The sequence below is a fragment of the Pseudomonas sp. R9.37 genome, assembly GCF_963878885.1.
Classification (GTDB): domain Bacteria; phylum Pseudomonadota; class Gammaproteobacteria; order Pseudomonadales; family Pseudomonadaceae; genus Aquipseudomonas.
Genome location: NZ_CAWNZA010000011.1, coordinates 392,831 through 407,207, shown reverse-complemented (window position 1 = coordinate 407,207; position 14,377 = coordinate 392,831). Strand labels below are relative to the sequence as shown.

The 14,377-nt window shown below is 60.8% G+C and carries 12 protein-coding genes; 7 read left to right on the top strand and 5 right to left on the bottom strand.

Annotated features, from left to right (window positions below; translation table 11 throughout):
• Positions 1–10: 10 nt before the first annotated feature.
• Together AACU78_RS08545 and AACU78_RS08540 are read right to left on the bottom strand one after the other, a co-directional pair.
• On the bottom strand, positions 11–382 hold the full coding sequence (locus AACU78_RS08545) for a YcfL family protein (protein ID WP_106575804.1): 372 nt from the start codon (positions 380–382) through the stop codon (positions 11–13).
• A 10-nt stretch (positions 383–392) separates the two neighbouring features.
• Complete coding sequence (locus AACU78_RS08540) at positions 393–1,787, bottom strand: COG3014 family protein (protein ID WP_106575803.1); 1,395 nt, start codon at positions 1,785–1,787, stop codon at positions 393–395.
• Positions 1,788–2,044: 257 nt separating this feature from the next.
• Between AACU78_RS08540 and AACU78_RS08535 the strand changes: the two genes are divergently transcribed.
• Complete coding sequence (locus tag AACU78_RS08535; protein ID WP_106575802.1) at positions 2,045–3,940, top strand: FTR1 family protein; 1,896 nt, start codon at positions 2,045–2,047, stop codon at positions 3,938–3,940.
• 2 nt (positions 3,941–3,942) lie between these two features.
• On the top strand, positions 3,943–4,398 hold the full coding sequence (locus tag AACU78_RS08530; protein ID WP_101273534.1) for a YaiI/YqxD family protein: 456 nt from the start codon (positions 3,943–3,945) through the stop codon (positions 4,396–4,398).
• A gap of 228 nt (positions 4,399–4,626) precedes the next feature.
• Here AACU78_RS08530 and elbB read toward each other — a convergent pair whose 3' ends face one another.
• Positions 4,627–5,292 (bottom strand): isoprenoid biosynthesis glyoxalase ElbB, encoded by a 666-nt coding sequence (gene elbB / locus AACU78_RS08525; RefSeq protein WP_106575801.1) that lies wholly within the window; start codon positions 5,290–5,292, stop codon positions 4,627–4,629.
• Between the two features lie 116 nt (positions 5,293–5,408).
• Here elbB and AACU78_RS08520 point away from each other — a divergent pair, with 116 nt between their 5' ends.
• Entirely contained in the window at positions 5,409–6,644 is a 1,236-nt protein-coding gene (locus AACU78_RS08520; RefSeq protein ID WP_106575800.1) for a sterol desaturase family protein, read from the top strand.
• Here the strand turns inward: AACU78_RS08520 and AACU78_RS08515 are convergent.
• On the bottom strand, positions 6,625–7,272 hold the full coding sequence (locus AACU78_RS08515) for a DedA family protein (protein WP_106576073.1): 648 nt from the start codon (positions 7,270–7,272) through the stop codon (positions 6,625–6,627). The genes AACU78_RS08520 and AACU78_RS08515 overlap by 20 nt on opposite strands.
• A gap of 208 nt (positions 7,273–7,480) precedes the next feature.
• On the opposite strand from AACU78_RS08515, the gene hemB reads away from it, so the two are divergent.
• Both hemB and ppk1 read left to right on the top strand, forming a co-directional pair.
• On the top strand, positions 7,481–8,494 hold the full coding sequence (gene hemB / locus AACU78_RS08510) for a porphobilinogen synthase (protein WP_106575799.1): 1,014 nt from the start codon (positions 7,481–7,483) through the stop codon (positions 8,492–8,494).
• Positions 8,495–8,512: 18 nt separating this feature from the next.
• Positions 8,513–10,735: a polyphosphate kinase 1 gene (gene ppk1 / locus AACU78_RS08505; RefSeq protein WP_106575798.1), complete on the top strand. Its 2,223-nt coding sequence runs from the start codon at positions 8,513–8,515 to the stop codon at positions 10,733–10,735.
• A 138-nt stretch (positions 10,736–10,873) separates the two neighbouring features.
• Here the strand turns inward: ppk1 and ppx are convergent, their stop codons facing one another.
• On the bottom strand, positions 10,874–12,376 hold the full coding sequence (gene ppx, locus AACU78_RS08500; RefSeq protein WP_106576072.1) for an exopolyphosphatase: 1,503 nt from the start codon (positions 12,374–12,376) through the stop codon (positions 10,874–10,876).
• 483 nt (positions 12,377–12,859) lie between these two features.
• Here ppx and AACU78_RS08495 point away from each other — a divergent pair, with 483 nt between their 5' ends.
• Both AACU78_RS08495 and AACU78_RS08490 read left to right on the top strand, forming a co-directional pair.
• Positions 12,860–13,507, top strand: coding sequence for a DUF1120 domain-containing protein (locus AACU78_RS08495; RefSeq protein WP_106575797.1), 648 nt, complete (start codon positions 12,860–12,862; stop codon positions 13,505–13,507).
• Between the two features lie 132 nt (positions 13,508–13,639).
• Positions 13,640–14,329, top strand: a complete 690-nt coding sequence (locus AACU78_RS08490; protein WP_106575796.1) for a fimbria/pilus chaperone family protein — start codon at positions 13,640–13,642, stop codon at positions 14,327–14,329.
• The last annotated feature ends 48 nt before the right edge of the window (positions 14,330–14,377 follow it).

Genomic DNA, 14,377 nt, shown 5'->3' with positions numbered 1-14,377 from the left:
GGTGAAGGCTTCAAGGCGTTTTCACTTCAAGACGAAAGTCCGCCGCCTGAGGCAGGTTGGCGATGGCCGGCAGAAAAGTGGCCTGGTTGGCGTACAGGTTCAGCACTTTCCAGGTTTCTTCATCGCCCACCGGGAAGCCGTCGGCGCCCAGCCAGGCAAAGCGGTAATACATCATCTGGTTGCTGCTGGTGATGTTGCTCAGCTGCACCTTGGCGGTGAGAAAGCCATTTTCGCGGGCCACACGAATGGCACCGACGGCGATGCCCTTGAACGTGCCCATCACCACGATTTTGCTGGCGGCGCTGCCAGGCTCCGGCGGCGGCGGGGTGGCACAGCCGGCGAGCAGGACCAGCGCCAGGGCGCCGAGAATGAAATGACGCATAGCGTGCTCCTTAAGGTTGTTTGAGGGCGATGGCCTGGTTGGCAGCACTCGGCACCACGTGGGCCGCGAGGCCACCCGCGAATACCTGGTTGCCGACCACGCGCAGGGTGATCACTTGATAGCGCTGGTCGGCCTTGACCGTCACCAGCGTGCCGCCCAGGGCGTTGGGGAGGCTGACCTGATGGTCGCCGTGCTTGAGGCGCAGTCGCGTCACTTGGGTCAGGTCCGGCAGCGTGCGCCAGGTGCGAGTGTCGGCGCCTTCGGTCACGGCCGAGGCGATGCCCAGCACCAGGCCCGCCATGGGGTTGGTCTTGTTCAGGTTGTTCTGCGCCACGCCACGGCTGACCGCACGCACGGTGGTGCGCAGGATGATCCCCGGCATGTCGTCACGCAGCGCGCGGCGCGACATGGCCGTGGTGCTGTTGAGTGCGGTGAGGTTCTGTTGCCTGCCGTCCACGCCGATCTGGGCAAAGGTCGCCGTGGAGTTATCGGCCTTGATCACCGGGAACGACAGCGGTGTGATCACCAGGTTGCCATTGATCGGGATTGGCAATGGCAGGCGGATCGAATCGCGTGCCGGTGCCAGGCCGCTCTGGACCACGATCAGCACGTCGGTCTCATCGGCGCCGACCCTGGACTTGTCCAGCTCGAGCAACGCCTGCTCCAGCAGCGGCGTGTTGGGGCGCAGCTCGGCGGCCTTGCGGTAGCCGGGCGCAGCCAGGTCTTTTTCGCCGAGGGCTTCGTAGACGAAGCCTGCCAGGTAATGGCTGAACGCACTCTGGTAGCTGTTTTTCAGGCCGACCACATCCGGCGCGTCCAGCGCTTCCACCGGGTAACCGCGCAGGTCTTTGATCTGAGTGGTCACGCCTTGGCGCTCGGCTTCGTTTTCGCGCTTGAGGTATTCCTTGTCGCGCAGGTCGGCGATCACCGCTTCACGTTCGTGGGTCTTCTTGATCTCGGTGCGGGCACCGTCGAAGTCATTCACGGCCAGCAGGTTCAAGGCCATCTGGGTGGTGAGCATGACTTTTTCGTAGTCATAACCTTCGTAGCGACGCACTTTGTCGTTGACCAGGAAGCTGCCGAACTGGGCGAGGTACTTTTCGCTGTCGAACTTGACCGACTCTTCCCACTTGTAGACTTGCAGGTCGGCGCTGCGCCAGGCGGTCTGGCTGCCGGTGAGGTCGCCCTTGGCGCGCAACAGCTCGCCCTTTTCGAAGAAATAGAGCAGGTCTTTGTCGTCGCCAGTATTGTTTTTTTCCAGCAGGGTCAGGGCACCGTCGACATTGCCGGTGGCCAGCTGTTGGTTGGTGGCTTGCAGCTCCGTGTCGTAGCTGCGAAACATCGAACAACCGGACAGCAAGGTCACCGCCGCGAGCGCGAGCGGGGTTAAGGCGCGAAATGCCATACAAACTTCTTCCCTGAAAATAATCAGCCTATGTGCCTATTCCTCATAAAAACGAGGAAATAAATTCCCTTTCGCAATAACAGGGCGCGGCATTATAGGCGCCATTACTGGCAAAACAATGGCTTTTTGCTTCGTTTATTGGTGCGATTGCCATCATGTCGACCGCGATATTTCCATCGCCTTATCACTGACGTCTTGAGTCAAACCCCTTAACGTTAAACAATGTGTTACTTCGCATTTCCCTTTGAGATTCATTCATGACTGCCCTTTACCGTTTTCTCGCCTGGCTGATGCTGCCGGCGCTGATGTCGTGCAGCTTTAATCTGTTGGCGGCCACTGCCGAGGGCGCGCCTCAAGCCTTGCATCTGCTCGATTACATCGGGGCCGACTACCCGCCGACGGTGGACGCGGGCACGGTCGTGGATGAATCCGAATACCGCGAGCAGGTGGAGTTTCTTGGGGTATTGCAGGGCCTGGTAGCGGATTTACCCGAGAAGCCCGAACGCGCCGATTTGATAAAGGGCGTCAATGAATTGCTGGCGGCGGTGACCGCGCGCGAAGAGGGCGCGACCGTCGCCCACCAGGCCCGTCAATTGGGTGCCAAGTTGGCAGTGGCGTACGAAGTCAGCCAGGCTCCGGCGATCACACCAGACCCCACGCGCGGCGCACCGCTCTATGCCCAGCACTGCTCGGTGTGCCACGGCACTGCGGGCGCCGGTGATGGCCCGGCCAGCACCGGCATGACGCCGCCGCCCGCGAACCTGCGTGACGCCGCGCGCCTGGACCGCCTGAGCCTTTACGCGATCTACAACACACTCGGCCTGGGCGTCGAGGGCACTGACATGCCGTCTTTCGCCGACCAACTCGATGACCGTCAACGCTGGGACCTGGCGACCTACATCGCCGGTTTCACCGCTGACCCGGCTGCGGCAAACAGCGAACAACCCTTCAACCTTGCCGACCTGGCCCGCCAGACCCCCAATGAAGTGCTGGCCGCAAACGGCCCGGCCGCCGCCGCGACGTTCCGCGCCCAACGTGCGCAGCCGCCGCAGGTCAAGCGTGGCCCGGCACAGTTGCTCGATTACACCGCGACCACGTTGGACAAGAGCCTTGCCGCGTTCCGCAACGGTGATCACGAACAGGCCTACGACTTGTCGGTAGCCGCCTACCTGGAAGGGTTTGAGCTGGTAGAAAGCTCGTTGGACAACGTCGATGCCAACGTGCGCAAGGACACCGAGAAAGCCCTGATGGCCTACCGGCAGTCATTGCAGGACGGCCTGCCGATCGAGCAGGTGCAACAGCGTCTGGACGTGGCCAAGGGCAAACTCACTGAATCTGCCGGCTTGCTGGGCAGCGATGGCTTGAGCTGGTCGTTGAGCTATATCTCCGGCCTCCTGATTCTGTTGCGTGAAGGTCTGGAAGCGATCCTGGTGCTGGCGGCGATTCTGGCTTTCCTGCGTAACACCGGCCAGCAATCGGCGGTGCGCAGCGTCAACGTCGGTTGGGGCCTGGCGCTGTTGGCCGGCCTGGCGACGTGGGCATTGGCGGCGTATGTGATTGACGTCAGCGGCGCCCAGCGCGAATTGCTTGAGGGCTGCACGGCACTGTTCGCCAGCGTGATGGTGCTGTGGTTGGGCGTGTGGATGCACGACCGACGCCACGCGGCGGCCTGGCAGGATTACATCAAGAGCAGCCTGGTGGGCGGCGGCGGGCGCTTCGGCTTTGCGATGCTGGCGTTCTTCTCGGTGTACCGCGAGCTGTTCGAAGTGATCCTGTTCTACGAAACCCTGTGGCTGCAAGCCGGCCCTGCCGGGCACAACGCGGTGCTGGCCGGTGGCGCCACGGCGCTGGTGCTGCTGGTGGGCCTGGCGTGGGTGATCCTGCGCGGCTCGGCGAAGCTGCCCTTGGCGTTGTTCTTCGGCATCAACGCAGCGCTGCTGTGCGCGCTGTCGGTGGTGTTCGCCGGCCATGGCGTGAAGGCCTTGCAGGAAGCCGGCATCTTCGGCACACGGCCGGTGGCGTTCTTTGACTTCGACTGGCTGGGCATCCACGCCGACGCGTATTCGTTGAGTGCGCAGGCCGTGGCGATCCTGGCGATTGTGGTGCTGTACGGCCGCAGCCGCCTGGCAGAAAAACGCCGCGTGGCAGCCTGACCATGCGCGTGTGGATCGATGCGGATGCTTGCCCACGGGCGGCCAAGGACCAGGTGGTGAAATTCGCCCTCAAGCGCCAGTTCGAGGTGGTGCTGGTGGCGGGGCAAAGCCAGATCAAACCGAGCTTTGCGTGTGTGAAGTTGATCGTGGTACCCAGCGGCCCGGATGCGGCGGATGACTACCTGGTGGAACACGCCGTGCCCGGTGAGCTGGTGATTTGCAGCGACGTGCCCTTGGCCGACCGGCTGGTGAAGAAGGGCGTCACGGCCCTTGACCCACGCGGTAAGGAGTTCAGCCCGGCAAACATGAGCGAACGGCTGGCAGTGCGTAACCTGTTTACTGATCTGCGCGAGCAGGGCCAGATGGGCGGAGGGCCGCCGCCCCATGGCGAAAAGGATAAGCAGGCGTTTGCCAATGCGCTGGACAGGATATTGACCAAGCTAATGCGCGAGGCCTGACGTTGGCGAGCGGTGTTCTTGTGGCGAGCGGGCTTGCCCCGCGTTGGGGGGCGAAGCCGCCCCAAAACTTCACGCCGCAGATTAACTGACTGACCGCGTCGCCTGAATTAGGGCTGCTGCGCAGCCCAACGCGGTGCAAGCCCGCTCGCCACAATAAGCCCTGATCGCCACGAAGAGCTTGCCCGCCACAACGGGTGGGCTAGCCACCCTTAAGTGTTCGGGAGGCGATCAATCATCCTCGTGAGTCAATTCCAATACCCGATCCACGAGTTTGTTGATACCTGAGGCCACTTCGCTGATGTTCTTGCCAAGCATGTAGGCCGGGGTGCTCACCAGTTTGCGCGGGGTGTCCTCGACGATGTCTTCCACTGTGCAGTCGCGGTGGGTGGCGCCCATCTTGTCGAGGGCAGCGGCGGTGTCGGCATCGTTGCCGATGGTGCAGGTCACGCCGGGGCCGTAGATTTTCGCGGCCAGTGCCGGCGAAATGCAGATCAGCCCCACCGGCTTGCTCGCTTCGGCGAAGGCTTCCGCCAGCGCCAGCACCTGCGGATTGACGCTGCAACCTGCGCCTTCCACGGCAAAGTTCGACAGGTTCTTCGCTGCGCCAAACCCGCCGGGCACGATCAGCGCATCAAAGTCTTCGGCGCGGGCCTCTTGAATATTTTTCACGTCACCCCGGGCAATCCGCGCCGACTCCACCAGCACGTTACGCGACTCGGGCATCTCTTCGCCGGTGAGGTGGTTGATCACGTGATGTTGCGCGATATCCGGCGCAAAACATTGGACCTGGGCGCCCCGCTGGTCCAGGCGCAGCAAGGTGATCACGCTTTCGTGGATCTCTGCGCCGTCGTACACGCCACAGCCGGAAAGGATCACTGCAATCTTTTTGCTCATGAGTATTTCTCCCTATTTCATGGCGTTAAATGTCTACTAATTTGTCACCTGTTGCCAATGGGATCTCGCGCCGCTACACCTAATCTTGATGTAACAAAAACAGACCGGACTAGCCCATGGACTTTGTGCCTTACGCGGTACCGTTTTTCATCGCCTTGATCGTCGTTGAGCTGCTGGCCGACCGCTGGCGCGGCGAGCGCAACTATCGGGTGGCCGACGCCATCAACAGCCTCAGCACGGGCGTGCTGTCCACCACCACGGGCTTGCTGACAAAAGGCGTCGGGCTGCTGACCTACGCCTTCGCCCTCAAGCACCTGGCCTTGATCGAACTCTCGGCCCAGAGCGTGTGGACCTGGGTATTCGCCTTTGTGTTCTATGACTTCTGCTACTACTGGCTGCATCGTTGCGGGCATGAGCGCAACATCCTGTGGGCCGCGCACTCGGTGCATCACCAGAGCGAGGACTACAACCTCACCACCGCCCTGCGCCAGACCAGTACCGGCTTCTTGCTGAGCTGGATTTTCTACCTGCCCCTGGCCGTGGTGGGCGTGCCGCTGGTGGTGTTTATCAGCGTGGCCTCGCTCAATCTTCTGTATCAGTTCTGGGTGCACACCCGCCACGTGCCCAAGCTTGGCTGGTTCGAATGGTTCTTCGTCACACCGTCCAATCATCGGGCTCACCATGCACAGAACGCTCTTTACATGGATCGCAACTATGGCGGCGTGTTCATTATTTGGGACCGGCTGTTCGGCAGCTTCCAGGAAGAAGACGACAACGAGCCGGTGATCTTTGGCGTGACCACGCCCTTGGCCAGTTGGAACCCGCTGTGGGCCAACCTGCAGTTTTATGCGCAGTTGTGGAGTGATGCGCGGCGTACCGAGAGCTGGTGGGACAAGCTGCGCATCTGGTTCATGCGCACCGGGTGGCGCCCGGCGGATGTCAAAGCCAAATACCCGCTGGCCAAGCCCGATTTGAGCCAGTTCCGCAAATTCGAAGTGCCGCTGGACGCACGCCAGCAAATCTACGTTGCCCTGCAATTTGCGGCATATGTGGGGTTTGGCAGCTATCTGATGAATGCCGGCGAAGGGCTGCCCACAGCGGCGTTGATCCTGGGCTGGAGCGCGATGGCGTCAGGGTTGTTCACGCTGGGCGTGGCGTTGGAAAATCGCCCCTGGGCCCTGAAAGCCGAGCTGGTGCGCCTGGGCCTGAATGTACCGTTGGTATGGCTGGCGCCGGTGGTGGGGCTGTGGCCGGCCAGCAATTTGGGCTGGCTGGGCCTAGTGAGTTACAGCTTGCTCAGCGTGATGGGTCTCTACTGCTGCAGAGACCGGCTTACTCGATTGGCGTCTTAGGCGCGTCGACCTTGGCGGGCTCGGCGAGTTGCTCTGCGGCCAGCCGGGCCTTGGCATCTTCGCAGGCCTGGCGGGCAATGCGCGCGTTCTTGAAGCGTCGGCGCAGCCACAGGCCCAAGCCCAGCAACAGCAGTGCGCCCAGCACCCACAGCTCATATTTCTTGATGCTGCCGAGCATGCCTTCCAGCACCGCGCCAAAATGATAAGCCGCAGCGCCCAGCGCCGCCGCCCACACCGCCGCGCCAATGCCGTTGAGCAGCAGGTAGCGCAAAGGCGGGTAGCCGGACAAGCCAATCGCCACCGGCATCACGGTGCGCAGCCCGTAGACGAACCGAAAGCTCAACACCCAGATATCCGGATGCTTGCGGATGTGTTCCAGCGCTTTGTCGCCCATCAATTGCCAGCGCGGCTTGCGCGCCAACAGTTTGCGGCCATGCTTGCGCCCCAGGAAGTACCACAGCTGGTCACCGGCATAGCTGCCAAAGAAGGCAACGACCACCACCAGGTTGATATCCATGTATCCACGGAACGCCAGGAAGCCTGCGAGAACCAGAATGGTTTCGCCTTCGAAGAACGTGCCCAGGAAGAGCGCAAAGTAGCCGAAGTCATGCAGAAATTGTTGAAGCATGGTCTGGGGTGCTGGCGAAATGAACGCGCAGCCTACGCCTTCGTGAACATTCATGAAAGTATCGAGATGTGTCACGAAGTGAACAATTCCTACATATGCGACGAATGCGACTGCAGGTCGCATCGATAAGCACAACTGTCATTCCTTCGTCATAATGGCCGCTTATAACTGCAACGCTCGCCCGTAAACACGGGCTCAGGAGTCTGTCGTGAGCTTTACCCCTGCCAATCGCCTGTTCCCTGCTACCCGCCTGCGCCGCAATCGCTGTGATGATTTTTCTCGCCGCCTGGTGCGTGAAAACGTGCTGACGACGAACGATCTGATCTTGCCGGTGTTTGTGCTGGACGGTGAAAACCGCCGGGAAGCCGTGGCATCGATGCCGGGTGTGGAGCGCTTGACCATTGATCAGCTGCTGATCGAGGCGGCGAACTGGGTGGAACTCGGAATTCCGGCGCTGGCGCTGTTTCCAGTGACGCCGTCTGAACTCAAGTCTCTTGATGCTGCGCAAGCCTGGAACCCGCAAGGCATTGCCCAGCGTGCCACGCGCGCGCTGCGCGAGCGTTTCCCGCAGCTGGGGGTGATCACCGACGTGGCGCTGGACCCGTTCACCACCCACGGCCAGGATGGCATTCTTGACGAAGACGGCTATGTTCAAAACGACATTACCGTCGATGCGCTGGTCAAACAGGCGTTGTCCCACGCAGCCGCTGGCGCCCAGGTCGTCGCACCGTCGGACATGATGGACGGTCGCATCCAGGCGATTCGCGAAGCCCTGGAGCTGGCCGGTCACGTCAATGTGCGGATCATGGCCTACTCGGCCAAGTACGCCAGCGCCTATTACGGGCCTTTCCGCGATGCGGTGGGCTCGGCACTGAACCTGGGCAAGGCCAACAAGGCTTCGTACCAGATGGACCCGGCCAACAGCCAGGAAGCCCTGCACGAAGTCGCGGCGGATCTGGCTGAAGGCGCCGACATGGTGATGGTCAAGCCAGGGATGCCGTACCTGGACATCCTTTATCGGGTCAAAGAGGAATTCAAGGTGCCGACCTTTGTCTATCAGGTCAGCGGTGAATACGCGATGCACATGGCCGCGATCCAGAATGGTTGGTTGAGTGAAGCGGTGATCCTCGAATCCCTGACTGCCTTTAAACGTGCCGGCGCTGATGGCATTCTGACCTACTTCGCCGCCCGCGCCGCCCAATTGCTTAGAGAGCAACAATAGCCCTCACAGGAACACTCAATGAATACCGAAGGACTCTCAGAAGTTGCCGTAAAAGACGCTCACCCGGTGGTGGAACAAGTCACCGAAACGCCGCCGGAGCTGGAGCCCGCACCGCCTGCCGTGGTGGCCGAGGCCCCCGCGCCGGCGCCGGTGGTGGCGGTGACCAACCTGGATGACAGCAGCCTGTACATCCACCGCGAGTTGTCACAACTGCAATTCAACATCCGCGTGCTCGAGCAGGCGCTGGATGAGTCCTATCCGCTGCTGGAGCGGCTGAAATTCCTGCTGATTTTCTCCAGCAACCTGGACGAGTTCTTCGAGATCCGCGTCGCCGGCCTCAAGAAGCAAATCACCTTCGCCCGCGAACAAGCGGGCGCCGACGGCCTGCAGCCGCACCAGGCCCTGGCGCGCATCAGCGAGCTGGTGCACGGCCACGTGGACCGCCAATACGCGATCCTCAACGACATCCTGTTGCCGGAGCTGGAAAAACATCAGGTCCGCTTCATTCGTCGCCGGCACTGGACCACCAAAATCAAGACCTGGGTGCGCCGTTATTTCCGAGACGAAATTTCGCCGATCATCACCCCGATTGGTCTGGACCCGACGCACCCGTTCCCGCTGCTGGTGAACAAGAGCCTGAACTTCATCGTTGAACTGGAAGGCATCGACGCCTTCGGCCGCGATTCGGGCCTGGCGATCATCCCGGCGCCGCGTCTGTTGCCACGAATCATCAAGGTACCGGAAGAGGTGGGGGGCGCTGGCGACAACTATGTATTCCTTTCGTCGATGATCCACGCGCACGCCGATGACCTGTTCCAGGGCATGAAGGTAAAGGGCTGCTACCAGTTCCGCCTGACCCGTAACGCCGACCTGGCGCTGGATTCCGAAGACGTCGAAGACTTGGCCCGCGCCCTGCGCGGTGAGCTGTTCTCGCGCCGCTACGGCGACGCGGTGCGTCTGGAAGTGGCAGACACCTGCCCTAAACACCTGTCGGACTACCTGCTCAAGCAGTTCAACCTGGCCGAGTCCGAGTTGTACCAGGTCAATGGCCCGGTCAACCTGACGCGCCTGTTCAGCATCACCGGTCTGGACAGCCACCCGGAGCTGCAATACACGCCGTTCACGCCGCAGATCCCGAAATTGCTGCAAAACAGCGAGAACATCTTCAGCGTGGTGAGCAAGCAGGACATTTTGCTGCTGCACCCGTTCGAGTCGTTCACCCCGGTGGTCGACCTGCTGCGCCAGGCCGCCAAGGACCCGCATGTTCTGGCTGTGCGCCAGACGCTGTACCGTTCCGGCGCCAACTCGGAAATCGTCGACGCACTGGTAGACGCCGCGCGAAACGGCAAGGAAGTCACCGCGGTGATCGAGTTGCGTGCGCGCTTTGACGAAGAGTCCAACCTGCAACTGGCCAGCCGCCTGCAAGCGGCCGGTGCCGTGGTGATCTACGGCGTGGTCGGTTTCAAGACCCACGCCAAGATGATGCTGATCCTGCGCCGCGAAGCCGGCGAGATTGTGCGTTACGCGCACTTGGGCACTGGCAACTACCACGCCGGCAACGCCAAGCTCTACACCGACTACAGCCTGCTGACCTCAGACGACGCGTTGTGTGAAGACGTCGGCAAGTTGTTCAGCCAGTTGATCGGCATGGGCAAGACCTTGCGCATGAAGAAGCTGCTGCACGCGCCGTTCACGCTCAAAAAGGGCATGCTCGACATGATTGCCCGCGAGACCCAGTTCGCCCTCGACGGCAAACCGGCGCACATCATCGCCAAGTTCAACTCGCTGACCGATCCGAAGATCATCCGCGCGCTGTACAAGGCCAGCCAGTCCGGTGTGCGCATCGACTTGGTGGTGCGTGGCATGTGCTGCCTGCGTCCGGGCATCGCCGGGGTTTCGCATAACATCCACGTGCGATCGATCATCGGGCGCTTCCTGGAGCACACGCGGGTGTTCTACTTCCTCAACGGCGGCGAAGAGCAGATGTTCCTCTCCAGTGCCGACTGGATGGAGCGAAACCTCGATAAGCGTGTAGAGACCTGCTTCCCGGTGGAAGGCAAGAAGCTGATCATGCGCGTCAAGAAAGAGCTGGAAAGCTACCTCACTGACAACACCCACAGCTGGAGCCTGCAGTCGGACGGCCGCTACGTGCGCAACACGCCGACCGGCAACCAGAACCCACGCAGTGCGCAGGCGACGTTGCTGGAAAAGCTGGGTAGCCCGATTCTTGCGGTGAACTAAAGCCAACGCGCTCTGAAAATGTGGGAGGGGGCTTGCCCCCGATGAAGGAGTGTCAGTCAACAGATTCATTGACTGGTCCACCGCCATCGGGGGCAAGCCCCCTCCCACATGTGTTTGTGCAGTGTTCTTTAGATCGGCTCAGCGCAGGTTCAGGCTGAACCCCACCCGCGTCAGCCATTCCGCTTCCTGGGCAAAATCCGCCTGGGTCAGCTGGTTTTCATCCAGCCAGCCTTTGGGGAACACCACATCCAGGCTGTCGCCGTGGGCGCGCAGGGTAACCTGGGGCATTTCCTGGGTGCCGCGAATGTGGTGGAACAGGATCGCAAAGCGCAGCAGCACGCACAGGCGAATCAGCTTGCTGCCTTCGCTGCCGAAGTCGGCAAACTTGTCCTTGGGAATGTTGCGGCGATGGCCACGCACCAGCAGGGCGAGCATCTGTTGGTCTTCGCGCGAGAAACCGGCGAGGTCCGAGTGCTCGATCAGGTAGGCGCCATGCTTGTGGTAATGGTAGTGGGCGATGTCCAGGCCCACTTCATGCACCTTGGCAGCCCAGCCGAGCAGCTCGCGCCACACGCCGTCTGCCAGGTCCCAGTCCTCGGCCACCTGGTCGAAGGCATGCAGGGCCTTGCGCTCCACGCGCGCGGCTTGTTCCAGGTCGACGTGATAACGCTCCATCAACGAGCTGAGGGTGCGCTCGCGCACGTCTTCATGGTGATGGCGGCCCAGCAGGTCATAGAGCACGCCTTCGCGCAGCGCGCCGTCGCAGTGGTCCATGCGTTGCAGTTCGAGGGCGTCGAAAATCGCCTCGAGAATCGCCAGGCCGGCCGGGAAAATGGTGCGCCGATCAGGCTTGATGCCGTCAAAGTCGATTTTCTCTGCGTCGCCCAGCTTGAACAGTTTGCGCTTGAGCCAGGCCAGGCCTTCGGCGTTGACCTCACCGGTGCCATGGCCGCCGGCTTTGAGGGCCAGGCCGATCGCGCGGATGGTGCCGGACGAGCCGATGGCTTCATCCCAGGTCAAGCGATGCAGGGCGTGTTCGATGCTCATGATTTCCAGACGCGCCGCGGTGTAGGCCTGGGCATAGCGCGCCGGGGTGATCTTGCCGTCCTTGAAATAACGCTGGGTATAACTGACGCAACCCATCTGCAGGCTTTCGCGCAGCAGCGGTTCGAAACGCTGGCCGATGATGAATTCGGTACTGCCGCCGCCGATGTCCGCCACCAGGCGTTTGCCCGGGGTGTCGGCCAGGGTGTGGGAGACGCCGAGGTAGATCAGGCGCGCTTCTTCGCGGCCCGAAATGACCTCTACCGGATGCCCGAGGATTGCTTCGGCGCGGCGGATGAACTCGCCGCGGTTGCGGGCTTCACGCAAGGCGTTGGTGCCAACGATTCGCACAGCGCCCAGGGGCATGCCGTTGATCAGTTGGGCAAAGCGCTTGAGGCAATCGAGCCCGCGCTGCATGGATTCTTCATTGAGCTGGCGCTCGTCGTCGATCCCGGCAGCCAGTTGCACTTTTTCGCCGAGCCGCTCAAGGATGCGGATTTCGCCGTTCTGGGCCTTGGCCACGACCATGTGAAAGCTGTTGGAGCCCAGGTCGATAGCGGCGATCAAGGACAGATTCTTGGCTTGGGATTGCGGCATGGTTTGGGGGTCTCGGTCGATAACCTGACCATCGTGCCACGATCGAACGCTGGCGCCAACGCGTTGTGCTTCAGTAATTTGCGTGATGCTGTCTGTGGGGAATTCATGTGGGAAATGTAGGCCGGCTTCGTAAGCATGCGACGAATAAGCCATTCAATGATGTAGGCATTTTGACGTTTGTGGTTTTCAAGGCGGATTCTGAATTTGCCTACAATGATTGAGTCGCTGTTCTCTTAGTTTGTTTTGTTATGGACTACCTTGTTATTAACTGAGAGCCACTATTTATTTTCATCACTCCGACAATAACTGATGTGTTGTCCGATTTTTTAATGAGGTACCAAAGCAGCAGACTGTCACTCGGCAATGTTGCCTGGGTGTTATTTATTTATCGTTATGTATGTCCGGGAAGATAAGTGGTTGGGCGATGGATTCGCCAGGACGCGAATAAACAATGCCTGTTAACTTCGTAGTGACAGGACAAAAATGAAAACAATTGTTGGTTTGACTCTCGGTATCGCCTGCCTGGCTGCAACCCTCAACGCTCAGGCGACCACCAGTGCCCAATTGGTCGTCAGGGGCACGATTACTCCCGCTGCCTGTAACCTCAGCCTCGCCGGCAGCGGCATCATCGACTACGGCACGATTCGCTCCGGCGAATTATCCCAGACCGCGTTCAACACCCGCGAAGAGAAGACCACTTCCCTGGTGGTCAATTGCGGCACGACGCCGGCGAGGTTCGGAATCTCCTTCACCGACCTGCAGGCGGGCAGCAAAGTGCCGGGTGTCCTGGGTCCAGGCTTTACCGAGGCGCAGAATTTTGGTCTGGGTTCTGTAGGGACTCGGCGAACCGGTGGCTATTCGGTCACGCTCAGGGACCTACGTTCTGCCGGCGTGGCGCTGTACCCCATCCTGCGTAATGGCACCGGCGTTTGGCTCACCAGCGATGGCAAAGTTGCTCAATCACCTGCCCAGTATTCGTGGCGCAATAGCACCACCTTTACGCCGGCCTCTATCAACCAGTTGACCGGCACTCTTGCGGTGAAGGCGGTCATCAACCGGGCGCAGGATCTGGACTTGAGTCGCGATGTCTCCCTTGATGGGCGCGCCACACTGGTATTGAGTTACATCTAAACAGCGCAAAACAGCCAATCAAGAAACTGACACTTTCTGGTTGGCTGTTTTTTTGTGGGCGTTTAACTGCCCAGGGTCAACTTTGTCGGTTGCGGGGAACGTCGAGTGCGTGGGTTTTCAATAATAAGTTTTATGTTGTTTTGGAGTGCAGGTGCCTGTGGTTTTTTTACCGATGTTGCCCTGGCGGACGGCATGCTGCCGGAAACAACGGTCGTGGTGCTTTATGAGGAAGAGGGCGAGGCCACAATAAACATCAAGAACACCGATGCCGGGCCGGCGTTGCTTCACTCGGTGGTGGAGAACGTGCCCGAGGACCCGCAACTGCTGTTGATCGTTACACCGCCCATCACACGAGTGGAGGCGGGCGACACGCAGTTGGTGCGTTTTATCAGCACCCAGGGTGAGCCGCTCAAGACCCAACGCCTCAAGCGTGTGTCGTTCGAGGGCATCCCCCAGGCGCGCACGGCGGGCGGTGCGACCATCGGTATCACCCTTCGGCAGAATTTGCCGCTGATCCTGCACCCCAAAGGTTTGCCTCGGCACACAACCCCCTGGGAGTTGTTGAAGTGGAAGCGGACCGGGCAGGGCCTCACGGTCCATAACGACAGTGCCTATGTGGTGCGCCTGGCGCCGGAGGTGCGCCTGCTTCCACAAGGCGCCTCGGCCACGTTGCCGCGCGCTTACCTTTTGCCGGGTGAAGCATTGACCGCAGAGGTCGATGGCCCACTGGACGGTGTGGCCGAGGTCGAGATCCAGCCCGCCACGGTCTATGGGTTTTCGGTAGAAAACTACCGCGCCCCGATCCTTACCGATGAGGGTTGATCGGCCGATGATTAACCCTTCGAGTCACCGCATTGCGGCATTTTTTGG

Coding starts and splice junctions, on each gene's coding strand:
- AACU78_RS08490 (WP_106575796.1), top strand. CDS start 13,640: ATGTTGTTTTGGAGTGCAGGTGCCTGTGGTTTTTTTACCGATGTTGCC.
- elbB (WP_106575801.1), bottom strand. CDS start 5,292: ATGAGCAAAAAGATTGCAGTGATCCTTTCCGGCTGTGGCGTGTACGAC.
- AACU78_RS08495 (WP_106575797.1), top strand. CDS start 12,860: ATGAAAACAATTGTTGGTTTGACTCTCGGTATCGCCTGCCTGGCTGCA.
- AACU78_RS08515 (WP_106576073.1), bottom strand. CDS start 7,272: ATGCTTCAACAATTTCTGCATGACTTCGGCTACTTTGCGCTCTTCCTG.
- AACU78_RS08545 (WP_106575804.1), bottom strand. CDS start 382: ATGCGTCATTTCATTCTCGGCGCCCTGGCGCTGGTCCTGCTCGCCGGC.
- AACU78_RS08540 (WP_106575803.1), bottom strand. CDS start 1,787: ATGGCATTTCGCGCCTTAACCCCGCTCGCGCTCGCGGCGGTGACCTTG.
- AACU78_RS08520 (WP_106575800.1), top strand. CDS start 5,409: ATGGACTTTGTGCCTTACGCGGTACCGTTTTTCATCGCCTTGATCGTC.
- ppk1 (WP_106575798.1), top strand. CDS start 8,513: ATGAATACCGAAGGACTCTCAGAAGTTGCCGTAAAAGACGCTCACCCG.
- AACU78_RS08535 (WP_106575802.1), top strand. CDS start 2,045: ATGACTGCCCTTTACCGTTTTCTCGCCTGGCTGATGCTGCCGGCGCTG.
- ppx (WP_106576072.1), bottom strand. CDS start 12,376: ATGCCGCAATCCCAAGCCAAGAATCTGTCCTTGATCGCCGCTATCGAC.
- AACU78_RS08530 (WP_101273534.1), top strand. CDS start 3,943: ATGCGCGTGTGGATCGATGCGGATGCTTGCCCACGGGCGGCCAAGGAC.